Source organism: Granulicella cerasi (assembly GCF_025685575.1).
Taxonomy (GTDB): Bacteria; Acidobacteriota; Terriglobia; order Terriglobales; family Acidobacteriaceae; genus Granulicella; species Granulicella cerasi.
Genome location: NZ_JAGSYD010000001.1, coordinates 1,204,673 through 1,227,318, shown reverse-complemented (window position 1 = coordinate 1,227,318; position 22,646 = coordinate 1,204,673). Strand labels below are relative to the sequence as shown.

Here is a 22,646-nt window from a genome sequence, read left to right as displayed (position 1 = left end):
GCACCCACGTCTGCGCCTCTGCAGATGTGGGTTTGCTGGATTCCCTCATCCCGTAATCCCGATCGCCGAGATCATGCGACCGGTGAAGCCCTTTTCGTCGCGATGGGAGAAGTACTTCCGCTGGCCCGTTGGCGTTCTCGTACAGGCGGTGCACTCGCCGAGAACGGTGATCTGTTGCGGCATGAGACCGGCGTCGAGTAGCTGTCGGCGGTTGGCCTCGTGCAGATCGAGATGAAACTGCGGCGCGGGTATGCCATCGATCTCGCGGAAGAGATCGCCCGCATAGGGGAACTGCTCGTCGAATTGGTCTCTGAGGTCCTGGCCGACGACGTAGCAGCAAGCTCCGATCGCCGGGCCGATCGCCGCGATCATATCCTCCGGCCGGGAACTGTATTCCTGCACCAGGAGAGCGATCCCCTGCTCCACAATGCGTGCCGCCGTGCCGCGCCAGCCGGCGTGGAAGGCCGCCACCACGCGCTTCTCGACATCCGCGACGAGCACCGGCGTGCAATCGGCGGTTTGTACGCCGAGCATCAGCCCCGGCAGCGCGGTTGCCAGGCCGTCGCCCTCGAGCGTGGCACGTCCGGTGTCCGTGGACAGCTTGCCATGCCCAGCGCGGACGATCTGCGTAACGTCCGTATGCGTCTGGCCGATGGTAACGAGTTCCGCGACGCTGCCATCGTTCACCGCAGCCAGAAAGCGGCGGCGATTCTCTTCGACCGCTTCCTGCGTGTCGGTGGCGGTCCAGCCGAGGTTGAGCTCGCCGATGCCGTGTGAGTTGTAGACAGTAGAAACGCCTCGCAGGCGGGTCGAGAAGCCAGCGCGCAGCCAGGGAAACTTCTCCCAGCCGGGGACACATTCGATGTCAGCAGCGATGTTCGCGGAGTCAGTCACAGGGGACAGTCTACCGGCGAAAAAGGTGGCTTAAGAATTTTGGCCCCGCTTTCATGCGGGGCCACGAGAGGCATATAGGGGGAGGAAAAAACTGAGGATTGTGTGAATGGGTCCAAAAAGCTGGACAAATAGGGGTTACTACAAAAGGTAGGACAGTTTGGAAATGCCTCTCAGTTACTTGTAGTAGATGCCTCTTCGCGGTGGAAAGTTTTACAACTGTGTTAATTTTTGTGCGCTGACTCGAGTTTCCTACTTTGATGGACGCCCCTAACACCTTTGTGGGAGTCAACTTAATGGGTGTGATGCGAGAAGCGACGTACCCTTGGTGCCGCGCTTCGCGGAAGCCGTCAAATGCGCTTAGTGCTTGCATTGGCTCGAGTTCAGCGTTACGATACCGCGATTGTACGAAACTGCAAACCACTAAAGCATGAGCACAGAGACACAAATCGCCTCCCACCTTCTGCGTTCGCGCCTGGGCAAGTTGTGCGTCGCCTTGACGGGCGCTACCGCCGACGAAATCCTGCAAAAAGCCAACGTGGCCGTAGCCGAAACCAGCCTGCTGGAGTTCCGGCTGGATTATCTGCCGAAGCCCGCCGCTGCCCTGCCCGCGATGAAGGCGTGGCTGGAGACGCACGGAGCGGATGTCGTCGTTGCCACCTGCCGATGTAAGGATTTTGGCGGTAAGTTTACCGGTTCGCCGAGCCAGGCCTTCGACATCCTGATGAAGGCTGGCCAGGCTGGCTTCCAGATCATCGATCTCGAACTGGAGGCCGCCGAGAAACTGCCGAAGGACGCCGTGAGCAGGCTGCGCTCCACCGGGGCGACGGTGATGATCAGTCACCACGACTTCAAGCGCACGACCGACCTCGATGCGCTCTACAAGCGCATGGCCGTCTACGAGCCCGACTTTATGAAGGTCGTGCCGACGGCGCAGAAGCTTTCCGACAACATCGCCATGCTGCGCTTCCTCGACAGCGCGCAGGACAAGGGTTCGGTGCCGGTGATCGGTATCTGCATGGGCGAAGCAGGCATCCTGTCGCGCGTGCTGGGTCTGCGCTCCGGCTCGGCGTTTACCTTCGCTGCCGCGGTAGCCGATGAAGCGACCGCACCCGGCCAGATTGCCGCGCGCACGCTGATCGAGACCTACCGCGTTGAGCTGATCGATAAGGCCACCAAGGTTTTCGGCGTGGCGGGCAATCCCGTCAGCGCGTCGATGTCGCCGCTGATGCTCAACACCGCTTTCCGCCGCGAGACCGTGAACGCCGTGTATATGGCGCTGCTCGCGACCGATGTGGATGACCTCTTCAAGGTGATGCGCGAGGTGCCGATCCACGGCCTGAGCGTGACGATGCCTCTGAAGCAGGATGTGATCAAGCACCTGGAACGCACCGATGCCCTGAGCCAGAAGATCGGCGCGGTGAATACGATCGCGCGGATGCCGGACGGCAAGTTCTACGGTTTCAACACGGATGTCGCCGGCATTGTCGGCCCGCTGGAGCGTCGTCTGCAGCTGCGCGGGGCGAAGGTGCTGGTGCTCGGCGCCGGTGGCGCAGCACGTGCTGCAGTCTTTGGCTGCGCGGACAAGGGTGCGGAGGTCTCCATCCTGAACCGCACGCCGGAGACGGCGGCAAAGCTGGCCCGTCAGTCGGGTGCGAAGGTCATCAAGCGCGAGCAGCTGGCGAAGATGAGCTTCGACGTCATCATCAACTGCACGCCCGCGGGCATGCTCGGCAACAAGCTGACAAACGTGCTGAAGCCGGAAGAGTTGAACGCTCGGTTGTTCTTCGACACGGTCTACAACCCGATCGACACGCCGTTGCTGAAGATGGCGCGCGCGAAGGGTCTGCCCGTGATCACCGGCGTGGAGATGTTTGTCACGCAGGGTGCGCGCCAGTTCGAGATCTGGACGGGCAAGCCTGCGCCGACCGAAGAAATGCTGCGTGTGATCGTTCATGCGTTGCGCCAGGGCCACGAAACGGCGGAGGGCGGCATCGATCCGACGGCTTCGGCGACCAAGGTGATGACGGCGAGCGTAGCTGCGGAGAAGGCTGCCGCTGCGCCGCCCCCAGCGACCCTTGCGCCGGTCGTGGCGTCTGCTCCTGCGAAGGGTACAGCGAAGAAGGTGGAAGCGCCGAAGGTCGCGGCGAAGCCTGCTGCGCCTGTGGCGAAGGTTGCCACGAAGAAGCCTGAACCGGCTCCGGTGAAAGCTGCCGGGAAAGTGGTTGCGCCTATCAAGATCGCGGCCAAGGCCAAGCCGGCGCCCGCGAAAGTTGTCGCCAAGAAGGCTCCCGCCAAGGTCGCGGTGAAGGCTGCACCAAAGCCCGCATTGAAGAAGGCCGTGCCTGCCAAGAAGGCCCCGGCGAAGAAAGTCGTAGCGAAGACCGCAGCCCCGGCCAAGAAAGCTGTCGCGAAGAAAACGGGTAAGCGGTAACGCCCATCGCGTCGGCGAGACGCCGACGCACCAAGGGAATGACAAACAAGAGAAGGGCCGCGAGTGATGCTCGCGGCCCTTCTGTCCTTCAGTGTTGCGAGGATTATTCGACGGACTTCTCGATATACGCCTGCAACGCGTTCATGCTGGTTTCGCGACCAAGGAACGCCTTCACCAGATCGGCTGCGGGCTTCGAGCCGCCGGGCTCCAACACCTCGTGGCGATACTTCAACGCCGTCGTGCCGCCGATCTCGCCCTGCGGGAACTGTGCAAAGAACTCGAGCGCGATCACCTTGTCGAAGAGGTAGGTGTAGTAGTTCGACGTGTAGCCGATGAGGTGCGTAAATGCGGCGTACATGCGGTTACCGTCGACGAACTCGTAGCGCGAGAAGCGGTCATAGCCATCGCGCAACAGCGTGTCGAGGTCGAGTTCTGCGGCGCGGCGATCGTGCGTCTCCATGGAGTAGGTCGCGTACATGACCTGCGTTAAGGTGGAGAGCCCGCGACCATGTGCAGCGGCACGCGTCATGCGAGCGACCGCGTCATACGGGATCGGCTCGCCGGTCTCGTAGTGCTTCGCGAAGGTTCGTAGCAGCTCGGGATCTTCGAAGAACTCTTCGAGCATCTGAGAGGGCACTTCGACAAAGTCGCCCTCGGTGGCGATGCCGCTCTGCGATGCCCAGCGCTGACGTGCGCCACCGAGCACTTCGTGCATCAGGTGACCGAACTCGTGGAAGTAGGTGACGACGTCGGCATACTGCATCAGGCCGGGGTCTTCCGCGGTGGGCTGTGGGAAGTTGCAGACGAGCGAAGCTTCGGGCAACGCGGTGCCAAGCAGGCCACCGACCAGCGAGCACTCCGAGAACCACTTGCTCTTGCCTTCGCGCGGGTGCATGTCGAGGTAGATGCGGCCGATGATCCGCGTCTTGTCCGCACCTTCGGCTTCGTCGAAGACCGAGTAGGCTTCGACGCTCGGATCCCAGACCCTGGCGGCGAGGTCACGCTCGAAACGCACGGCGAAGAACTTGCCCGCGGTGCGCAGGATGCCCTGCTGCACCGGCTCGTAGGGGAAGTACGGACGCACGGACTGCGAGTCGAAGTCATACTGCGCGCGGCGATACTGCTCTTCCCAGAAGCGTGCGTCGGAGAGCGTGAGCGGCAGCGCGGCGGCGTCCTGCGCAGCAACGAATTTCTCGAGCGCAGCGTATTCCACCTGTGCCGTAGGGCGCGCAACAGCTTCGACAGAGGCAAGGAACTCGCGCATCTTCGCCGCCGAACCCATCATCTGGTCCACGGTGGCGAGGTCGGCATAGGAGCGGAAGCCGAGGACTTCGGCGAGCTCCTGACGCAGCGCCAGCAGGTCGAGCAGCACCTGCTTGTTCTGAGGATAGCCGCGACCGTTGTAGGCGAGGTAGAGCTCACGACGCAGCTCGCGCGAAGCAGCGTAGCTCATGACGGGCGAGAGATCAGGCGGATCGGTCGTGATCGTCACCGGGCCTTCGGCGGTCAGCTTGCCGTCGTTTTCGAGGACGCCCTTGCGCATGAGGTAGTCGGCGGGCAGGCCGCGCAGTTGCTCGGGGTCGATGACGTTGATGGTGCGGACGTCGTCCTGCACGGCGCGGCTGAATTGCATCGCCAGCATCGTGGACTTCTCAGAGATCTCGCCGATCCTGATGCGTATGGCCTCGTCGCGGTCGACACCGGCGAGACGATAGCCAAGCAAAGCGCGGTCGGCGAAGAAACGCGTGCGCTCGTCCTCCTGCGAGACGTCAACAGCCGCCAGCGCGTCGTAGACATCGCGGTTCAACGACAATGCGACGCCTTCTGCGGAGACGACCTGCGACAGCTCCTGTGCGGCGTCGCGCACAGCGGCCAGCGGATGCACCATGAACATCACATGCGCCTGCGAACCGGCCATGCGCAGATGCCAGCAGGCGCGGTCGTAGCGCTCGAGCGTGTTGGCGACCGTGCGCGGCGCGGTCTCCGCGGTAAGCGCGGCGACGAGCTCGCGCGCGGCGCTCAGATGATGCTCCACCCAGGCCTTGGCGGCATCGGCATTCGCTTCGTTGGCCCAGAGGTGCAGCGTGTCTTGAATTGCTTCCATCGGTGGCGGAACTCCTTCGCTTCTTAGTGTAAGGATGCACGAACGGCCGCGCGGGACTCTACAATGGAGCGCATGACAGCTTTGCGCTTCCTGCGTTTTCTCGTCGCGTTGATCGCCCTGGGCGGCATGGTGGATTCCTTCCTCGCGCTGCGCATTCATAAGCAGGACCCGTCGATGGCGCCGCCCTGTGCGGTGAGCGAAAAGTGGGACTGCGGCTCGGTGAACCACTCACGCTATGCGGTCTTCCCTGCGCAGTCGCTCGAAGAAGATCCGGCTACGAGCAAAGCGGTGCACGTTCCGGTGGCAACGCTCGGCATCATCGGCTACGCAGCCATCGCGGTGCTGGCGCTCTTTGCTCCGTTCTGGTTGACGCTGCAGGTGGCGGAGATCGGCTTTGGCGGCGCAGCGGTGCTCAGCTACCTGGAGGCCTTCGTCATTCAGAAGTGGTGCATCTACTGCGTGTGGTCGCAGAGTCTGATCGCGGCGATTGTTGCGCTGTGCCTCGTGGGCACGTGGATGCAGTGGCGCATGCGCAAGCGTTTCGTTGTCGCCTAGGAGGCGTCTATGTGGCCCAAGTTGATTCCTCAACTGCTTGAATTGCTGCCCCATGTTTCGCGACTGGTGCCGATGGCCGACCGCTTCCTGCAGTCGCGTAGTGGCAACGACGAAGAGACACGCAACTCCCTTGACGCGCTGCGTGTCGAAGTGAGCAAGACGCTGCACGCGCATGAGAGCGTTTATCGCCAGATGAACGAGCAGAGCGAGCGCATCGATCTCGCCGTGAGCGAAGTGCGTACCGCGCGCGTGGCGCTGGTGGCGACCGAAGAACGCATTGCGGGTCTCGAAAACAAAGTGGCTTCGCTGCGTGTGCTGGTCGCGATGTCCTTTGCGATGACCGTTGTGCTTGTCGTCATGATGATCGTTCTGCTGGTGAGGCGATAACGCGGATGCGCGAACACGCAAGCGAGCTTGGCGGCGTACAACGCATCGCCGACGACATTCACCGCAAACAAGAGAGGAAGCAACGCAGCAAAACGCAGCGCCGGCTCATCGCGGCGGTGATGTTGCTCGTCGCGCTGGTGTGCTTTGGCATCGCGGTGTGGCCCACGACGCGTGCGCACTTGCAGGCCATTGCGGTGCTCGACCTGGTGGGCAACCAACCTGTGCCGCCGCTCGTACAACGCGTGGTGAGCACGAAGGTGATAACGCGCGAGGTGACGATCAACACACCGAATGGCCCTGTTGCCGCGCGGATGTATGAGCCCGTCGGGAAGCCCGACGCGCCGGCGTTTCTCGTGCTGCATGGCGTGCACCATCTCGGCATGAACGAGCCGCGGCTCGTGGCTTTTGCGTCGGCGATCGCGTCGTGCGGCCTGCGCGTGCTGACGCCGGAGCTGCCCGACATCAAGGACTATCACGTCGGTGCGAACTCGATTGAGACGATCGGTGAAACGGCGAAGTGGCTTTCGCAGCAGAGCGGCGGCCGACCGGTTTCGGTGATGGGGTTGAGCTTCTCGGGCGGTCTTTCGTTGCTCGCAGCGGCCGACCCGGCGTATCGGCCGAGCATCAAGTTCGTCGTCGCCGTAGGCTCGCAGGATGCGATGTCGCGCGTGGCTTCGTATTACCGCACCGGCGAAGATACGATGCCGGACGGCAAGACTGAGCTGCTGCCGCCGCATGAGTACGGCGCATTGGTGCTCGAGTACGAGCATGTGGAGGACTTTGTCCCCGCGCAAGACCATGAAGCCATGCGCCGGCTGCTGCGCGCGCATTTGTACGAAGACCATGATGCGGAGAACGCCGCGCTCGCGCAGATGAGCGACGCGCAGCGTGCCGAGGCGAAGCAGTTGCTCGACACGACCTCACCGGACACGCGACGGATGCTGACGCAGGCCGAGCTGAAGCATGTGCTGGAGATGGCCGGCGTCAGTCCGGACGGGCACCTGAAGACGCTGATGACGCCTGTGTATCTGCTACACGGCGAAGGCGACAACATCATCCCCGCGGCGGAGACGCAGTGGATGGCCTCGGAGCTTCCGAGCGAGTCCTTGCGCGCCGTGCTGATCTCGCCGGTGCTTTCGCACCTGGATTTGGATGGACACGCGCCCAGCGCAGGCGACCGCTTGCGGCTGGTGCATTTCTTCGGCATGATTCTTGCCGATGCGGAGGAAGAGTGAGTTTCGTCACACTGCAGGAGATCGAAGGCGCGCAGAGGCGCATCCACGGAGTCGCGGTGGAAACGCCTCTCGTACGCTTCAATGAGCGCATCTGGCTGAAGGATGAATCCAAGCAGCCGATCGGCAGCTTCAAGCTGCGCGGCGCGTACAACATGATCGCGCAGCTCACGCCTGAGCAGTTGCGGCGCGGCGTCATCACGTACTCCAGCGGCAACCACGCGCAGGGCGTTGCGTATGCGGCGCGTGCGTTGGGTTCGAAAGCCGTGATCGTGATGCCAGACAATGCACCGCAGGTGAAGGTGGAGGCTACGCGCGCGCTGGGCGCGGAGGTGGTCTTTGTCGGCACGGCGAGCGCGGCACGCAAGCTCAAAGCGGAAGAGCTGTCTGCCGAACACGGCTACACGGTCGTTCCTCCGTATGATGACGAGCGCATCATCGCAGGGCAAGCTACGTGCGGCGTGGAGATCGTGAACGCTTTGACCGCTGAAGAAGCGGCGAAGACATTGTTGCTCTCGCCGGTGTCCGGCGGCGGACTGCTCTCGGGAGTTTCTACCGGGGTGAAGCTGGCCAGCGAAGCACGCGGATGGACAGCGCCACAGGTGTGGGGTTGCGAGCCGGAGCTTGCGGGCGATGCCGCCGAGAGCTTTCGCACGAAGTCGCTGGTCGAATGGCCCGCCGAGAAAACGACGCGCACGCTTGCCGACGGGCTGCGCACGCAGTCGCTGGGCGCTAAGAACTTCGAGCACATTTTGCGCTTCACCGACGGCATCGTCACGATCACGGAAGAGGAACTGCGCGAGGCTCTGCGATTGCTCTTGACGACGACCGACATTGTGGCCGAGCCTTCAGGTGCGGTAACGTTGGCCGCTGCGCTCTTCCACACGGAGGAGCTGCCGCCCGCCGAGCGTCTCATCGCAATCGTCAGCGGGGGCAACATCGACCCGAAGCTGCGCGCGGAGATGACAGCGTAACGGTCGAGGACGATTCACCGTCTAACGAAGAGATAGCTACTCCCCGAGGACCGCATGAAGACCACCGTCGCGATTGCCCTGCTGCTTTGCTCCACGGCCATGTTCGCCCAGAAGAAGAAGCAGGACCTCGCCGGTTATGATCTTGCCGCGCGTGCGACGGTGCTGCATACCGCGAACGTCTACGTGACCGCCGATGGCGGGACTTCGCCGATGACGCAGGTGACGCCCGGGCACGAAGTGGTGGTCGTGGCGCGCAACGGCGCGTGGGTGAACGTCTTTGCAAACACGGACAGCGCCGACAAGGCCGATCCCGACGCAGCGCCGGAGATCGAAGACCCCGGCGTACATCCCGATCCTTCAACGGGCTGGATTCGCGACAAAGGCATCGTCAGCCCGGGCACGCCGAACGGGGACAACATCCTTTACGGCGCGGCGCTGGAGTTTGAGGCGCAGGCGATGCTGCCGCATCCGCCGAAGGGTGCTGCCGCGGCAGCGCACTGGCTCTACCAGCGCGTGGCCGACTACTTCCCGCGGTCACCGCTGGCAGCCGAGGCGGCGTATCGCTCCGCAGATATTCGCTGGCAGCTCGACAAGACGGACATCAGCACGCTGCCCAGCGCGCATGAGCAGGAAGCGTACCTGCGGCCACAGTTGTTCGAAGGCGACCTGAAGCGCGTGATGAAGCAGTATCCCAACTCGCCGCAGGCAGCGAAGGCGGCGTTTGACCTGATCGACAACAAGCTGTGCGGCGACTGGCAGGGCCTGCCGAAGTGCCCGGAGATGGAGGCCGGCCTGTACATCAAGTACGCCAACCAGTTCCCGCTCGGGCCAAAGACCGCCGAGGCGCTCTACAACGCGGCCTACCGGCAGGGCGTGCTTGTGACGATGTACACCGTTGACGAGCAGACCAGGCGCGCCGAGCAGGCCAAGCACGACTGCCAGGAGATCGCCGACCAGCTCTCGAAGGCGTTTCCGCAGTCGGAGTACGCGGCGCGCGCGCAGAGTCTCGCCTTCCGCGTCGCGCAGAACATTCCCATCTACGGTAGCGACCGCGACTAAGAAGTGTCATATTCCGGGGCGCGGCGCTCCGTTAGAATCAGGCCATGTCTTTGCTCAAAGTTCTGATTCTGGCGATCGTCCAGGGCCTTGCTGAGTTGCTCCCCGTCTCGAGCTCCGCACACGTTGTCGTCGCAGAGAAGCTGCTGCACCTCGACCCCAGCTCGCCCGAGATGACGCTCGTGCTCGTGATGCTGCACACCGGCACGATGTTTGCGGTCATCGTCTACTTCCTGAACCAGTGGCGTCGTGCGTACTTCGCGACCGGCGACGCGTTCGCCCGCTTTGCGATCCGCGCAGGCTGGGCCACCGTGCTGACCGGCGCCATCGGTTACCCCATCATCAAGGTCATCGAGAAGACGGCCTTCAAAGGCATGCCCAAAGCCGAAATCGAATTGCTCTTTGGCCGCCTTGATCTCGTGGGCATCGCACTGTTCGCGGCTGGTGTGCTGATCCTGCTCTCCGGCCTGCGTGAGCGCGGCGAACAGAAGGACAGGACGCTTGCTTATGAGCGCGCAGCGACACGCTCGGGCGACAACGTCACCTTCGCGCAGGCTGGATGGATGGGCGCCGTGCAAGGCCTGTGCATGCCCTTCCGCGGCTTCTCGCGCTCCGGCGCGACGATCTCCGCGGGCATGATGGTGGGTGCACAGCGCGAGCGCGCCGAACGCTTCTCCTTTGCGTTGGCTGTCATCATCACCCCACTTGTCATTGGTCGCGAGCTGCTGCGTTTGCTGAAGGCTTCTCATGAAGCCACCGCCGCCGGTGCGCCGATCGATCTGCACTCGAGCCTCGTCTTCGCGCTTATCGGTATGGTCGCGAGCTTCTTCGCAGGCCTGGCTGGTTTGAAGTGGCTCAGCGCATGGCTCGAAGAAGGCCGCTGGTGGCTCTTCGGCATCTACTGCATTCTGGCGAGCGCGGTCGTGCTCTACCTGCACTTCGGTCCGATGCATCTCTAAGGCTTCGGCAAGACATAGGCGCGACTTCGGTCGCGCCTTTTGTTTTGCTCACACAGCGTCTTGCCGACGATAGCGGAGCGCCCACGCCATCAGGAGGAACTGCAATGGGAGGCGCGCGTAGAGCGCCCACACGGGCACGGGAGCGAAGCGGTCAGGATGCTGCGCCATCCAGAGATTTGCGGGAAAAACTGCGATCAGCAACGCGACGGTTCCCCATGCTGCAGCGGACTGTGTCGCGGTCATCAAAATGCCGACGCCGCAGGCAATTTCAGCGGCTCCACTGGCGAGCACCAGCTCTCGATGCGCTGGAAGATACTCCGGCATGATCGCCTCATAGCGGCGGGTGAACGCGAAGTGTGCGATACCTGCAGCGATGTACATCGCCCCCATCAACAACCTACCAATTCGCATTCTGCCCCCAAAGACAAACGGCAGCCACTAAGGCTGCCGCTTGGTACAAGCTGTAACGACTTACGACTTCAACGCGTCGCGGTGATTCTTCACGAAGTCATGCGACATGAGGATGTGCGCCTGCTGCGTGCTGAGCAACTCGCGAACCGGCAACGGCAGATCGCTCTCAAGCGCCGTCTTATAAGCCTTCTTCGCTTCGTCCTCACCCTGCTCTGCCGTCTCCAGCAGCGAGTGATCGCCGCCGCCGAGCTTCGCCTTCAGATCACCCCACGAGCGATGCAGAGCGCCCGCCACCGAGCCGCCTTCCTTCACATCGGGCATACCTGCACGATGAAGTTCGTTCTCGAGCTCCGCGCGGAAGTTCGCACGCTTCAGGCTCTCTGCGAGAAAGAAACGCTTGATCGTCTCGTCCTTCAGATGCTCGCCGATGTCCGCAAAGCCCTTCTGGCTGTCTGCCAGCGTCTTGATGACGTCCAGCAATACCTTCTCTGTTTCCTGATTCTTCGTCGATCCTTCGAGTGTGTTTGCCATTGCCTTATCCCCCGGAACTAATCTTGTTTGCTGCTGAGGTCCGTCAACTGTGTGCGATTCTCCGCCGTTGACGACAAGCGAGAGAAATCGCGAAAACCCCGCGCCCTCAGCAAGCCCGCGCCTGCGTTGTTCGCAAAGCGCTTACGTATAAAGATGGATGCGAGTTATCGGCAGGCGTTTGCCCCGGTCTTCGATGAGTCTTATCGCTGCCGCCGATGATGTTCATCGGATAACAAGAAGGCCGCGGAGTTATCCGCGGCCTTCTTGTTTTCAGTGCAGTGAAGTTACTGCTGATCAGGCGTGGATTCCTTGACGCCGATCGCGTCACCGGAGACCACGAGGTTCACGCGACGGTTCTGGGCGCGCCCCTCCTTGGTGCCGTTATCCGCAACAGGATGCGTCTTGCCATAACCCTGCGAGGTAACGTTGTCAGCGGGAACACCATTCTGCGTCAGGAAGTCCTTCACAGCGTTGGCGCGATTTTCGCTGAGCTTCTGGTTGTAGTCGTCGCCGCCCACCGAGTCGGTGTAGCCTTCGACGTGCACCTTCAGGCCAGGATATAGCTGCAGAATCGTCGCGACCTTGGCCAGCGAAACCTGCGTGCCGGGCTTCAGCGTGTACTTGCCGGTGTCGAAGAGCACATCGTTCATGTTCACGATCAGGCCGCGAGCGTTTTCGCTGGTCTGGAGCACGTTGTTGAGCTGTGCGCGCAGCTTCTCGCGAGTGGCAGCGGCGTCCTGCTTGGCCGATGCGGCCTGTGCATTCGCAGCAGCTGCTGCAGCTTCAGCCTTCGCACGTTCTGCATCGGCTTCAGCCTTGGCGGCGGCGGCGCGGTCTGCAGCGGCCTGCGAATCAGCAGCCTGCTGCTGCGAGGCAGCGGCATTGGCTTCAGCAGCAGCGCGCGCATCACGCTCGGCCTGGGCACGATCAGCTGCCTGCTTGCGCAGTGAGATCAGGCGAGCATCTTCCGCACGCTGTGTCGCTTCGCGTGCCTGCGTAAAGATCATCTTTACGTCGCGGCTCTTTGAGGCCTGCATATCGTCAGCGTTCTTCAGGTTCGTGTTCATACGCTCGACCACGCCCGGAGCATACTTCTCCGCACCAGCAGCAAGCGCGATGCGCGCAGCGTTATGCGCCTCGTAGAGCGCCAGCGGATAGTGCTCGCGGTCCGTGATCGGATCCTGCACCGAGTTCTGACCGCCGGTGTTGGCGTAGAGGCCCTTCGGCAGCAGCGAGTAGTGGATGTTCACGTGCTGCAGGATGCCCTGCGTCTTGTCGGAGAAAACGTTCTGCAGGACGACCACGTCGCTGGGCTGCGAGACAGCGTAGTAAGGCTCAGCGGTGACGATCATGCCGAACGACTGGAAGCCTGAGCTCACCTGCAGGCTCGCCTTATCGCCTGCGAGCTCGAGCTCGCCGAGATTCTGCGGACGGCCGTCAGCCGAGATAGCCCACAGCACATAGGTCAGGTACTCAGGACCAAAGCTATTGGCCTGCTTGAGGCCCTTGAAGTTCACCTGAATGTTCGTCTTGCCGGTGACGGAATCAACCTTGCCTTCGCCGGTCGCCTGCGGCAGCAGGCTCGTGCCCTGGAAACCGATCTTCGTGGAGCCCGAGCGGTTCAGGTAGTTCACCGCGTCAAGGTCACGCTCGACCACCTTCACCTTGTAGATGTACATGCCGTTCGGGCCGTCTGCGACGATCGCGGCCTGCTTGGCTCCGGGAGCAATGGTGGTGGGGTTGGCTTCCTGCGCGTTCGCAAAAAAGGGAACGAACGCTAGAACTGCGGCGGCCGAGAGCACACCGGTAAGTCGTTGGGCCTTGCTGAACATCTTTGTCTCCTCGCACTGTCACTTCGCCTGCAGGATGCTGGCTGAAGAAATCTCGCGCAAAACTACGCGAACATTTGAAATGGATGCGATGAAAGCGACAAAGCGATGCCCGCGAAAGATACTTCTTCCGCAGGCAACCTTCTTTACGAAACCTGCATGATTGTTGGCGATTCGCTTACTGATTCAAGATCGCCACGTCGCCGAGTTGCATCGAGTGCGCAATCTTTTCCTTCCACTCCTGCGGCCCGGTGATGTGAACGCTATTGCCCTTGCTATCGACCGCAACGGTCACAGGCATATCCACGACATCGAACTCGTAGATCGCCTCCATGCCGAGGTCTTCAAAGGCGAGCAGCTTCGATGCCTTGATCGCCTTCGAGACAAGATATGCCGCGCCGCCAATCGCGATGAGATAGATCGCTTCGTTGTCGCGAATCGCGTCAATCGCTGCGACGCCACGCTCAGCTTTGCCCACCATGCCAAGCAATCCTGTCTGCTCGAGCATCTGGCGCGTGAACTTGTCCATGCGCGTTGCCGTCGTGGGGCCTGCAGGACCAACGACCTCGCCATGCACCGGATCCACCGGGCCAACGTAGTAGATGAGCTTGTTGGTGAAGTCGACGGGGAGCTTCTCGCCTTTGCTCAGCATGTCCGTCATGCGCTTGTGCGCGGCATCGCGGCCGGTGAGCAGCTTGCCGTTCAACAGCAACACATCGCCAGGCTTCCACGACTTCGTCTCTTCGTGCGTCAGCGTGTCGAGGTTCACACGCTTGCCATTGTGCGCTTCGTAAGTCATCGACGGCCAGTGTTCGAGCGACGGCGGATCGAGATACACCGGGCCTTCACCTTTCATCACGAAGTGCGCATGACGCGTCGCTGCACAGTTGGGTATCATCGCGACCGGCAAGTTCGCTGCGTGCGAGGGCCAGTCATAGATCTTCACATCGAGCACGGTCGTAAGGCCGCCAAGGCCCTGCGCGCCAATGCCGAGCGCGTTTACCTTGTCGTAGATCTCGACGCGCAGCTTCTCGATGTTCGTCTGCGGCCCGCGCGTCTTCAACTCCTGCATGTCGATCGGGTCCATCAGCGCCTGCTTGGCGAGCAACATGGCCTTCTCAGCGGTGCCACCGATGCCGATGCCCAGGATGCCCGGGGGGCACCATCCCGCGCCCATCGTCGGCACGGTCTTCAGCACCCAATCGACGACGGGGTCCGAAGGGTTGAGCATCGCGAACTTCGACTTCGCTTCCGAGCCGCCGCCCTTAGCCGCTACTGTTACATCGCAAGTGTTGCCCGCGACAAGCGAGACCTCGACGACGCACGGCGTGTTGTCCTTGGTGTTCTTGCGCGAGAACGCAGGGTCCGCGAGGATAGAGCCGCGCAGCTTGTTGTCGGGGTCGAGCCACGCTTCGCGCACGCCCTGGTCGCACATCTCCTGCAGCGTCATGCTTGCAGGTGCGTCGCCCTTGGCGAAGCGGCACTCCATGCCAAGCTTCACGAAGACGGTGACGATGCCGGTGTCCTGGCAGATGGGGCGATGACCCTCGGCGCACATGCGCGAGTTCACGAGGATCTGCTTCATCGCGTCCTTGGCCGAAGGCGACTGCTCCAGTTCATAGGCGCGTTTGAGGTTTTCGATGTAATCGACCGGGTGATAGAAGCTGATGTACTGCAGCGCGGCGCGCACGCTCTCGATAAAGTCGTCTTGCTGGATCGTGGTCATAAGGGCGGATTCCTTTGCGCCTCTTAGGATACGACTCCGGCTCAACCTTCATCCAGAACCGCGAAGACTTCGGCGAGCGATAACTGAACAGGCGTGCCGGAAAGCGTCAATGCACCCTCGCGATGCTCCGTGCGCGAGCCATCTCTCTTCACGACGATGACGGAGCGGGATTCGGGATCAAACACCCAGACCTCGGGCACACCCATTTCAAAATAATCCCGCAGCTTCACTTCCATGCGCGGCCAGCGGTCTTCTGGGGAAAGGATTTCAATGCAAAGCAGGGGCGCCTGCTTGATGATCGGCGTGCGCGGGCGAGTGGCTTCGATCACCAGCAGATCGGGCACGCGGTAACGCATAGGGGCAACCTGCGTACGAAGCTCCGGCAGCGCTTTGATGCCCCATGCTTTTGCGTTCACGCCGAAGATGGTCGTCAAAATGCGCTGCAGATCAGAATGGTCAAACTCACCCAAGTTGCGTTCCTCGATCACGCCGTCAAGGTACTCAACGTCCGGCGAGTAGGATGTGCGGAGGTATTCGTCAACGGAGACGAAAGGTGTAGTCATCGCGGCAGCCATGCTCGATTTCCTCCTGTGCAGATAGCGTACACCCGCACACTCGCTATCGATGGTCGTTGATCGGCGGCTTCGCACCGATTTCCAGCGTGTACACCTTGCCCGGCAAATGTTGTTCGTTCTTGCCGCCGTTCATGCCCGCCGAGAGGCTGTTCTGCGCGTCGGGAATCCATAGCTTGCCATCGGCTGAAAGCCACAGCGCGTCACCCCAGATGATGCGCTTATCCTGCGTGAGCGTGGTCGGCACGCCCATCGGCGTGTAGCGAAGAATCTGCTGCCCATCGACGTCCGTGACGTAGATGTTGCCACTCGCGTCGATCGCCGTTCCACCTGTGCAGGGCGTGTCCGCAAAGTGCTGCACATGGGTGTGACGCTCTGCTTCGCTGAGGTCGATCTCATCGAGGTACTGCGTTTCGATCACTGACATCGGCCCGCAGAGCGGCTGGTAGTAGAGCTTCGAGCCATCCGGCGAGACCTCGAGTTGATCGGCGTGCACCATCAGCGGCTTACCCTCCGCGGTGGAAAGCTGCTTGCCTGCAGCGCGTACCGGGCGCTGCGCGGTCGTCGAAGGATCGCCATCCAGCACACGCCGGAAGGAGCCGTCGGGCGTGTGCATCGCGATGAGGCCAGGCGCGCCAGCGTCGGTGATGTAGGCGTGGTCGTCGTTGAAGCGCACATCGTCGATGTAGCTCGTCGGCTTCAGGCTGTCGTCATCGAGCGCGAGCACACGCTTCACCTTGCCCGTATGCGTATCGATGGAGACGAGCTTCGGGCCGCCCTTCACGTAGGGCTTACCGATGTCCTCTGCGCCAGCATCGACCACCCAGAGCACGCCTTCCGTGTCGAATCGTAGCGCATTCGCGTGCACGAATTTCTGGCTTGCATCATCGCCGGCCTTGTAGGAGTTCCACGCCGCGCTGGGATATGGAATGAGCTTGCCCTGCTCGAACTCCGCAATCTGCGGCACGTTCTGGCCGGGCTGCCGGGCGATGACAAGAAAGACTTTGCCATCGGGGCGCACGGCGACGCCGTTCGTCGTGGTGCCGGGAACCGTCAAAGCTTCCTTCGCTTTGAAGACCTGTGCAGAGGTGGGCAGAGCAAGAGCAGCAAAGAGCAAAGCAGCAGCAAAGCGCATCAAGGTAACTCCTTCTGCACTTAGACGCTACGTTTGCGTTGGAAGACGCTTACTCCGCAGCAACCGTGTGCGATGGCGCTTCGAGATGCTGCGCGGCCGCGCCCTTCAACTTCACAGCAAGGTCCGCCGCAATCAAGGCACCGTGAAAGCGACCGTTCTCGATGAAGACCTCATTGGTGCGCTCGCCTGCGACGACAACGCCCGCGAGATAGATGCCCGCTACGTTCGACTCCAGGGTCTCCTTGTTGCAGACCGGGCAGCGCGCATTGTCGGGGTCGAGGTGCACGCCCATCGACTCGATGAAGCTGAAGTCCGGCTGATAGCCGGTGAGCGCGAAGACGAAATCGTTCTTGATCGTGCGCTCGCCCTCCGGCGTCTGCAGCGTCACGGTGTCCTCGGTGATCTGCGTGCAGGTCGTGTTCATCAAGCCCTGCACTTCGCCGTTCTTGATGCGGTTTTCGATGTCCGGCTTGATCCAGTACTTGATGTGGCGATGCAACTCGGCGCCGCGATGAATCAACGTGACGCGCGCGCCGTGGCGATACAGCTCCAGCGCCGCAATCGCCGCAGAGTTCTTGCCGCCGATGACGAGCACATCCTGGTTATAGAACGGATGCGGATCGTCGTAGTAATGCTCGACCTTCGACAGCTCCTCACCGGGAATGCCGAGGTAATTCGGGCGATCGTAGTAGCCCGTAGAGACGATCAGCTTCTTTGCGCGATAGACCTTCGCGCGGCCGAAGCGATCTTCGATCTGCACGCTGAAGTCGCCATCGCTGCCGCTCACCTGCTTCACCGACTCATAGAGCCGCGTGTCGAGCCTGTAGTGCTGCGCGACCTTGCGGTAGTACTCCAACGCCTCGGCGCGCGTGGGCTTCTGGTTCGGCGACGGAAACGGGATGTTGCCAATCTCAAGCAGCTCCGGCGTGGTGAAGAAGACCATGTTCGCCGGATAGTGAAAGAGCGAGTTCGTCAGACACCCCTTGTCGACCACGCCAACGCGCAGCCCGACGTTCTGCGCGTCAATCGCGCACGCAAGCCCGGTCGGGCCCGCACCAATGACAAGGACGTCAAAGAAATCTTCGCTCATAGATCGATTGTAGAGCGCACCAAAGAAAACAGCCGCAGCGAGAAGCTGCGGCTGTTTGATCCTTGCTACGCCTTAAGCGTCGAGATCCACCAGCTTGTGGCTGATGGCGAACAGCGCGAGTTCGAGGCGCGTCGAAACACCGGTCTTGTCGAAGATGTTCGACAGATGGCGCTTGACCGTTTCTTCCGAGATCGTGAACTGCTTGGCGATGTCCTTGTTCGAGCAGCCTTCGACGATGCACGTTACTACTTCGAGTTCGCGCGGTGTCAGGCCGTAGGTCTTCTTCTCAGGTACAGCTGCGGCCTGCTGCATCAGGTCATGCAACGCAGCGAGCAGGTTCGCGACGCGCTGGCCGCCGATCCAGTAGTCGCCGCTGAGCACGGCGCGGATGCTCTCGCCGAGGTCGCCCGCGACAGTATCCTTCAGCACGATGCCGCGAGCGCCGATCTGCAGCGCTTCGATGATCTGCTGCGTCGTGATCGTGCTGGTGAGTAGGATGATCTTCACGCGCGGCGAGCGGCTCATGATGGCGCGCATTGCCTCAAGGCCAGGCAGCTTCGGCATCTGCATGTCCAACAGCAGAATGTCCGGCTCATGCTCGATGGTTTCGGTGATGGCTTCTTCGCCGTCAGAGGCTTCGCCCACGACCTGGAAGCCCTCTTCGCTCATCAGCATGTTCTTCACGCCGAACCGCACCACTGGGTGGTCGTCGGCAACAACGATGCGGACCTCGGGGGCGTTGCTTCGCGTGGTGGAGCTCTTCTTCACAGCAGAATTCGGCATCGCGTTCTCCGTCGGGGCTAATGATTACGATTACAGCGCAAGCTTCCTCTCCAGCATAACCTCGAGTCGCTCGCACGCAAGATGCAATCGCACAATCCCCTCAGCATCTAACTCGGTTCCCTCTTCCGTAGCAGTAGCAAGCCGCGCCAACTCCACCGCGCCCACCATGCCGCATCCGCCCTTGATGGCGTGGGCTTCGCGATGCACGAGGTCAAGATCGCCCGCAGCCGCTGCGACCTTCATGCGCTCGATCCGCTGCCGCACGTCGCTCACCGTGAGCTCGTACAGTCCGCGCAGAGCTTCGGCCGGGAAGCTTTCACGCAGGCGCGCGAAGGTGTCTTCATCCAGCACAGCCTCCGACGCAGGAGCAGCGCCTGCAGCGGTCGCAGGTGCGGTAGCGCGCCGTTGCGCCGCCTCGAGCGCAGCGTAGAAGTCCTCCACGTTGAACGGCTTTTGCAGAAAGCTGTCGAGCAGACGGGTCTCATCTTCGGTAGGCGAGCTGCCGCTCATGCCGACCAGCGCGGTGCCTTCCGTGCGCTCCGCCTGCAGCGCCGCAGCTAACTCAGCGCCTTGCAGTCCGGGCATGTGCAGGTCGGTCAACACGACGTCGACAGCTTTGCCCGCTTCGCGCAAACGCGCCACGCCCGGTTCGCCGGAGCTGAAGAGTTCAACCGTGCAACCGGAGAGGCTGAGCAGCGCTTCCAGAATTTCGCGCATGATGGGATCGTCATCGATCACCAGGACGTGGAGAGACTTGACCATGAGGATGGCTCAAGGGTAACTCGCGCACCGCATCGGATTGCATTGCGGCACGATATTTTGTTTCATGCCGTCGCTCTGCGCAGCGCGCTCGCGTAAAGTGTGAGCCATGGACGATGCCCCGATTCTTTCTGCGTCGAACGAAGCTGCGCTCGCCGAGCGCGTGGCCCGTTTGGAGACTCAGGTTGCGGCCCTACAGCGAGCGCTCGCCGGGCAAACGCTGCCCGTGAAGCGTGTGGTGGCGGCCGCACCTCCGCCGCCTACGGTCGCCTTCGCCAGCATCGAGCCCGCAGCACCGAAACGTGACCTCGAGTCACGACTCGGCTCTGAAGTGTTGAGCAAGATCGCGATCCTGCTGCTGCTTGTGGGATCAGCATGGTTTCTCAAGTGGGCCTTTGACAATCGCTGGGTAGGGCCAGCTGGCCGCGTGTTGATCGGGCTCGCAGCGGGGAGCGGTCTCATCGTTTGGTCTGAGCGTTTTCGCCGCACCGGCACACCGTCGTTCAGCTACGCGCTGAAGGCTGTGGGCACAGGCGTACTCTATCTCTCGCTGTGGGCAAGCTTCCAACTCTTCCATCTCGTCCCTGCGCCGGTGGCGCTGCTGGGCATGGTGCTGGTGACCGCGTGGAACGCCACGATGGCTGTGCTGCAGGAGTCGCCGCTGCTGGCCGCGTATGCGCTTACGGGCGCGTACCTCACGCCTGCGCTGCTTTCCAGCGGCGGCAACCACGAGGCCTTTCTCTTCGGCTATCTTGCGGCTGTGGCTGCTGCAGTGCTGGCGCTGCAACGCGCTCGCCGCTGGCCGTTACTGCTGCTGGGGCCTCTGCCTGCAACGGTCCTATATGTCACGATGTGGGGGTTTTCGTGGTCCCAGGAGAGCCCGCTGAGCGAAACCCTGTGCCTCACGCTGATACTTTGGGCGATCTTCGCGGCAGTTCCGCTGCTCGCGGCCGATGACGAGTCCGCACTGGTGCAAGTGGTGTTGCCCTTGCTCACCGCGTTCTTCGGGGGGCTCGCCGTCTACGGCTTTCTCGAAGTCGGACACGCCAGGCAGTGGGAGCCGTGGGCAGCGCTGCTTTTCGCGGCCGCCTATCTTGTAGCTACCCGCTGGCGCTCGCGAGCAGCAGCCTCGGCGATCCATCTCTCCATAGCGATTGCGTTCATCACCATCGCGATCCCGCTGAAGCTGACGGGCCATGGCATCTCGCTCGCATGGCTGGCAGAGTCCGTAGCCCTGCTATGGATCGCTACCATGCCCACGCTGGAGCCGCGCGCATCCGCTGCGGTGCGCTGGATGGGCGTCGTTGCCATGCTGCTCGGAGTCGGCGGAGCGACCTTCGCGCCGGAGATCTTCGGCTCCACGACGAAGTCGATCTTTCACCACGGATTCGGCACCGAAATAGGCGCGCTGATCGTCCTCGCTGCGGTGATGATGCTTGCACCACGCATGGCACGCGCATTACGTCGCGCACCTGACCCTGCGTTCATCGGGATACTCGCCTTTGCACTCTTCAACATCGTGCTGTGCATCGCGGCATTTCGGCAGATCAACCATATGCTGCAGTACCGCGCTGGCGATGACGGCCACATCCAGGAGTTGCGCAGCTTCGCTTATTCTGGCTGGCTCGCCGTGCAAGGCACCGCCATGCTCGTGGCAGGATTTATGAAGCGTGTCGCTCTTGCGCGCTGGACGGGACTGCTGCTGCTCGCAGCGACGCTGCTGAAGGTCGTCTTCTACGACATGCGCACGCTGAGCACAGGCTTTCGCATCGTCAGCTACCTCGCGCTTGGGGCGCTGCTACTGGCTGTCAGCTTCGCCTATCAGAAGGGCTTCTTGAATCTTGGCGGGGTGCTCCAGGACGATGAGGACCCCGCATGAAATCTGCCATCATTTTGCTCTCAGCGTTCCTCTTTCAGGCCACCGAGTTCGATGCTCCTTCTGCAGAGCCTCAGCATCTTCGTTTTGAACGCGCCGTCAACGTCAGCGCGCCGCATGCGGAAACATCCTGCATTGTGCTGGACGCGGAGCTGCTTGCGCATGGGCGAGATCGCGCAGGCAGCGATCTGCGACTCTATCGTGACGGCAACATCGAGACGCCCTATGCGTTGACGGAAAGTTCCGCCAGCACGCGCGACGCTGACACCGCCACCGTGCAGAACCTTGGTACGACAGACCACGGCGTGAGCTTCGACCTCATGATGCCTGCGCGCCCTTACTCGGCCGTCGACCTGCAACTCGATGCGAAAGACTTCGTCGCGACCGCCGAAGTCAGCGGCCTTGGCGTGGTGCCAGGCTCTGCACCGGTCAAGCTCGGCGTCTTCACGCTTTTCGATCTCTCCTCCCAACACCTGGGGCGCGCAACGACGCTGCCGCTGGCGGAAGAGACCTTTCCGCGTCTCCACATCGTGCTGCGGTTCACCGCGCTCGACGGCACACCGCGTACGTTGCCCGCGAGCACGGTGCAGTCCGCAACGGTTCCTCCCAGCCGTGAGGCACAAACGCTGTACACAGCAGTTGCGAGCGCCAGCAGCTTTCAGCAAGACGGGCATGACTCCGTGGCGCGCTTGCAGGTTCCGGCGCATGTGCCGCTCGAGCGTTTGCGCGTGCTGCTGCCTCCGAGCTTCCATGGCAACTTTCTGCGCAACGTGAGCTTGCGCGACGTGACGCAGCACAGCGATGGCGCACACGGCGATGAACTCAACGGAGAGATATCGCGCGTCGATCTGCCCGCGCCCTACGCCGGAGCTGCGCCCATCCACTCCGAGCACCTGACGGTCGACGCAGTCATGGCCGCCAACCTTCGTGAGCCGGCGACGATCGAACTGCGCATCGCAAACGGCAACGATCAACCACTCCCGCTCTCAGGCGCCGTGCTGGAGATGCGAGAGCGACGCCTCTGCTTCCACGCGGAGAGTGAAGCGCACTACAAGCTGATGTACGGCGACAACTCGCTAACCGCGCCGGTGTACGACTATGCTCGGCTCTTCCAGGCAAACGATGCGGCTAGCTCCGCGCTGCTCGGACCAGAGCAGTTGAACCCCGCCTACAAGCCGCGTGAAGACCATCGCCCGTTTACCGAGCGTCATCCGGAGCTCCTCTGGATCGCCCTGCTCGCAGTGGTGGCCATCCTCGGAGCGACCTCCATCAGCCAGATGAAGCACCGCAGCGGACACCGCTAGGACGTCAGCTTTCGGTGCCTCACCTTCTCGCGGCGAAA

General features: G+C 62.1%; 20 protein-coding genes. 9 read left to right on the top strand and 11 right to left on the bottom strand.

Annotated elements, in window-relative coordinates; genetic code table 11:
* Nucleotides 1–45: 45 nt before the first annotated feature.
* On the bottom strand, nucleotides 46–894 hold the full coding sequence (gene pgeF / locus OHL11_RS05085; RefSeq protein ID WP_263370390.1) for a peptidoglycan editing factor PgeF: 849 nt from the start codon (nucleotides 892–894) through the stop codon (nucleotides 46–48).
* 427 nt (nucleotides 895–1,321) lie between these two features.
* Here pgeF and aroE point away from each other — a divergent pair, with 427 nt between their 5' ends.
* A complete protein-coding gene (aroE, locus tag OHL11_RS05080; protein ID WP_263370389.1) occupies nucleotides 1,322–3,325 on the top strand; it encodes a shikimate dehydrogenase in 2,004 nt (667 codons plus the stop codon).
* Between the two features lie 103 nt (nucleotides 3,326–3,428).
* On the opposite strand, the gene OHL11_RS05075 is transcribed toward aroE, so the two are convergent.
* Complete coding sequence (locus tag OHL11_RS05075) at nucleotides 3,429–5,429, bottom strand: M3 family metallopeptidase (protein WP_263370388.1); 2,001 nt, start codon at nucleotides 5,427–5,429, stop codon at nucleotides 3,429–3,431.
* A 72-nt stretch (nucleotides 5,430–5,501) separates the two neighbouring features.
* Here OHL11_RS05075 and OHL11_RS05070 point away from each other — a divergent pair, with 72 nt between their 5' ends.
* Genes OHL11_RS05070 through OHL11_RS05045 form a run of 6 tightly spaced genes read left to right on the top strand, consistent with a single transcriptional unit; the run spans nucleotide 5,502 to nucleotide 10,592 of the window.
* On the top strand, nucleotides 5,502–5,984 hold the full coding sequence (locus OHL11_RS05070; protein WP_263370387.1) for a vitamin K epoxide reductase family protein: 483 nt from the start codon (nucleotides 5,502–5,504) through the stop codon (nucleotides 5,982–5,984).
* 9 nt (nucleotides 5,985–5,993) lie between these two features.
* Entirely contained in the window at nucleotides 5,994–6,371 is a 378-nt protein-coding gene (locus tag OHL11_RS05065) for a hypothetical protein (protein WP_263370386.1), read from the top strand.
* A 5-nt stretch (nucleotides 6,372–6,376) separates the two neighbouring features.
* A complete protein-coding gene (locus tag OHL11_RS05060; RefSeq protein WP_263370385.1) occupies nucleotides 6,377–7,606 on the top strand; it encodes a dienelactone hydrolase family protein in 1,230 nt (409 codons plus the stop codon).
* Nucleotides 7,603–8,577: a threonine ammonia-lyase gene (locus tag OHL11_RS05055; RefSeq protein WP_263370384.1), complete on the top strand. Its 975-nt coding sequence runs from the start codon at nucleotides 7,603–7,605 to the stop codon at nucleotides 8,575–8,577. Before OHL11_RS05060 ends, OHL11_RS05055 begins: the two co-directional genes overlap by 4 nt.
* Before the next feature lie 54 nt (nucleotides 8,578–8,631).
* Nucleotides 8,632–9,636, top strand: coding sequence for an outer membrane protein assembly factor BamD (locus OHL11_RS05050; RefSeq protein WP_263370383.1), 1,005 nt, complete (start codon nucleotides 8,632–8,634; stop codon nucleotides 9,634–9,636).
* A 44-nt stretch (nucleotides 9,637–9,680) separates the two neighbouring features.
* A complete protein-coding gene (locus OHL11_RS05045) occupies nucleotides 9,681–10,592 on the top strand; it encodes an undecaprenyl-diphosphate phosphatase (protein WP_263370382.1) in 912 nt (303 codons plus the stop codon).
* Nucleotides 10,593–10,640: 48 nt separating this feature from the next.
* Here the strand turns inward: OHL11_RS05045 and OHL11_RS05040 are convergent, their stop codons facing one another.
* From OHL11_RS05040 to OHL11_RS05000, 9 genes are all read right to left on the bottom strand, one after another.
* Nucleotides 10,641–10,973, bottom strand: coding sequence for a DoxX family protein (locus tag OHL11_RS05040; RefSeq protein WP_263370381.1), 333 nt, complete (start codon nucleotides 10,971–10,973; stop codon nucleotides 10,641–10,643).
* Nucleotides 10,974–11,063: 90 nt separating this feature from the next.
* Nucleotides 11,064–11,534, bottom strand: a complete 471-nt coding sequence (locus OHL11_RS05035; RefSeq protein WP_263370380.1) for a PA2169 family four-helix-bundle protein — start codon at nucleotides 11,532–11,534, stop codon at nucleotides 11,064–11,066.
* A 284-nt stretch (nucleotides 11,535–11,818) separates the two neighbouring features.
* Nucleotides 11,819–13,366 (bottom strand): OmpA family protein, encoded by a 1,548-nt coding sequence (locus tag OHL11_RS17225; RefSeq protein WP_317890621.1) that lies wholly within the window; start codon nucleotides 13,364–13,366, stop codon nucleotides 11,819–11,821.
* A 175-nt stretch (nucleotides 13,367–13,541) separates the two neighbouring features.
* On the bottom strand, nucleotides 13,542–15,089 hold the full coding sequence (locus tag OHL11_RS05025) for a fumarate hydratase (RefSeq protein WP_263370379.1): 1,548 nt from the start codon (nucleotides 15,087–15,089) through the stop codon (nucleotides 13,542–13,544).
* A gap of 41 nt (nucleotides 15,090–15,130) precedes the next feature.
* Nucleotides 15,131–15,664, bottom strand: a complete 534-nt coding sequence (locus OHL11_RS05020; protein ID WP_263370378.1) for a Uma2 family endonuclease — start codon at nucleotides 15,662–15,664, stop codon at nucleotides 15,131–15,133.
* Between the two features lie 43 nt (nucleotides 15,665–15,707).
* Nucleotides 15,708–16,796: an SMP-30/gluconolactonase/LRE family protein gene (locus OHL11_RS05015; RefSeq protein WP_263370377.1), complete on the bottom strand. Its 1,089-nt coding sequence runs from the start codon at nucleotides 16,794–16,796 to the stop codon at nucleotides 15,708–15,710.
* Nucleotides 16,797–16,845: 49 nt separating this feature from the next.
* Nucleotides 16,846–17,886 carry a YpdA family putative bacillithiol disulfide reductase gene (locus OHL11_RS05010; protein ID WP_263370376.1) on the bottom strand — a complete coding sequence of 347 codons (1,041 nt, stop codon included), beginning with the start codon at nucleotides 17,884–17,886 and terminating at the stop codon, nucleotides 16,846–16,848.
* 72 nt (nucleotides 17,887–17,958) lie between these two features.
* On the bottom strand, nucleotides 17,959–18,669 hold the full coding sequence (locus OHL11_RS05005; protein ID WP_263370375.1) for a response regulator: 711 nt from the start codon (nucleotides 18,667–18,669) through the stop codon (nucleotides 17,959–17,961).
* 30 nt (nucleotides 18,670–18,699) lie between these two features.
* Nucleotides 18,700–19,431: an Hpt domain-containing response regulator gene (locus OHL11_RS05000; protein ID WP_263370374.1), complete on the bottom strand. Its 732-nt coding sequence runs from the start codon at nucleotides 19,429–19,431 to the stop codon at nucleotides 18,700–18,702.
* Between the two features lie 106 nt (nucleotides 19,432–19,537).
* On the opposite strand from OHL11_RS05000, the gene OHL11_RS04995 reads away from it, so the two are divergent.
* Entirely contained in the window at nucleotides 19,538–21,307 is a 1,770-nt protein-coding gene (locus OHL11_RS04995) for a DUF2339 domain-containing protein (RefSeq protein WP_263370373.1), read from the top strand.
* A complete protein-coding gene (locus OHL11_RS04990; RefSeq protein WP_263370372.1) occupies nucleotides 21,304–22,608 on the top strand; it encodes a DUF3999 domain-containing protein in 1,305 nt (434 codons plus the stop codon). Before OHL11_RS04995 ends, OHL11_RS04990 begins: the two co-directional genes overlap by 4 nt.
* The last annotated feature ends 38 nt before the right edge of the window (nucleotides 22,609–22,646 follow it).

Bases quoted from the DNA above. Each gene is read 5' to 3' on its own strand.
- aroE (WP_263370389.1), top strand. From the start codon at position 1,322: ATGAGCACAGAGACACAAATCGCCTCCCACCTTCTGCGTTCGCGCCTG.
- OHL11_RS05075 (WP_263370388.1), bottom strand. From the start codon at position 5,429: ATGGAAGCAATTCAAGACACGCTGCACCTCTGGGCCAACGAAGCGAAT.
- OHL11_RS05070 (WP_263370387.1), top strand. From the start codon at position 5,502: ATGACAGCTTTGCGCTTCCTGCGTTTTCTCGTCGCGTTGATCGCCCTG.
- OHL11_RS05065 (WP_263370386.1), top strand. From the start codon at position 5,994: ATGTGGCCCAAGTTGATTCCTCAACTGCTTGAATTGCTGCCCCATGTT.
- OHL11_RS05060 (WP_263370385.1), top strand. From the start codon at position 6,377: ATGCGCGAACACGCAAGCGAGCTTGGCGGCGTACAACGCATCGCCGAC.
- OHL11_RS05050 (WP_263370383.1), top strand. From the start codon at position 8,632: ATGAAGACCACCGTCGCGATTGCCCTGCTGCTTTGCTCCACGGCCATG.
- OHL11_RS05045 (WP_263370382.1), top strand. From the start codon at position 9,681: ATGTCTTTGCTCAAAGTTCTGATTCTGGCGATCGTCCAGGGCCTTGCT.
- OHL11_RS05040 (WP_263370381.1), bottom strand. From the start codon at position 10,973: ATGTACATCGCTGCAGGTATCGCACACTTCGCGTTCACCCGCCGCTAT.
- OHL11_RS05035 (WP_263370380.1), bottom strand. From the start codon at position 11,534: ATGGCAAACACACTCGAAGGATCGACGAAGAATCAGGAAACAGAGAAG.
- OHL11_RS17225 (WP_317890621.1), bottom strand. From the start codon at position 13,366: ATGTTCAGCAAGGCCCAACGACTTACCGGTGTGCTCTCGGCCGCCGCA.
- OHL11_RS05025 (WP_263370379.1), bottom strand. From the start codon at position 15,089: ATGACCACGATCCAGCAAGACGACTTTATCGAGAGCGTGCGCGCCGCG.
- OHL11_RS05020 (WP_263370378.1), bottom strand. From the start codon at position 15,664: ATGGCTGCCGCGATGACTACACCTTTCGTCTCCGTTGACGAATACCTC.
- OHL11_RS05015 (WP_263370377.1), bottom strand. From the start codon at position 16,796: ATGCGCTTTGCTGCTGCTTTGCTCTTTGCTGCTCTTGCTCTGCCCACC.
- OHL11_RS05010 (WP_263370376.1), bottom strand. From the start codon at position 17,886: ATGAGCGAAGATTTCTTTGACGTCCTTGTCATTGGTGCGGGCCCGACC.
- OHL11_RS05005 (WP_263370375.1), bottom strand. From the start codon at position 18,669: ATGCCGAATTCTGCTGTGAAGAAGAGCTCCACCACGCGAAGCAACGCC.
- OHL11_RS05000 (WP_263370374.1), bottom strand. From the start codon at position 19,431: ATGGTCAAGTCTCTCCACGTCCTGGTGATCGATGACGATCCCATCATG.
- OHL11_RS04995 (WP_263370373.1), top strand. From the start codon at position 19,538: ATGGACGATGCCCCGATTCTTTCTGCGTCGAACGAAGCTGCGCTCGCC.
- OHL11_RS04990 (WP_263370372.1), top strand. From the start codon at position 21,304: ATGAAATCTGCCATCATTTTGCTCTCAGCGTTCCTCTTTCAGGCCACC.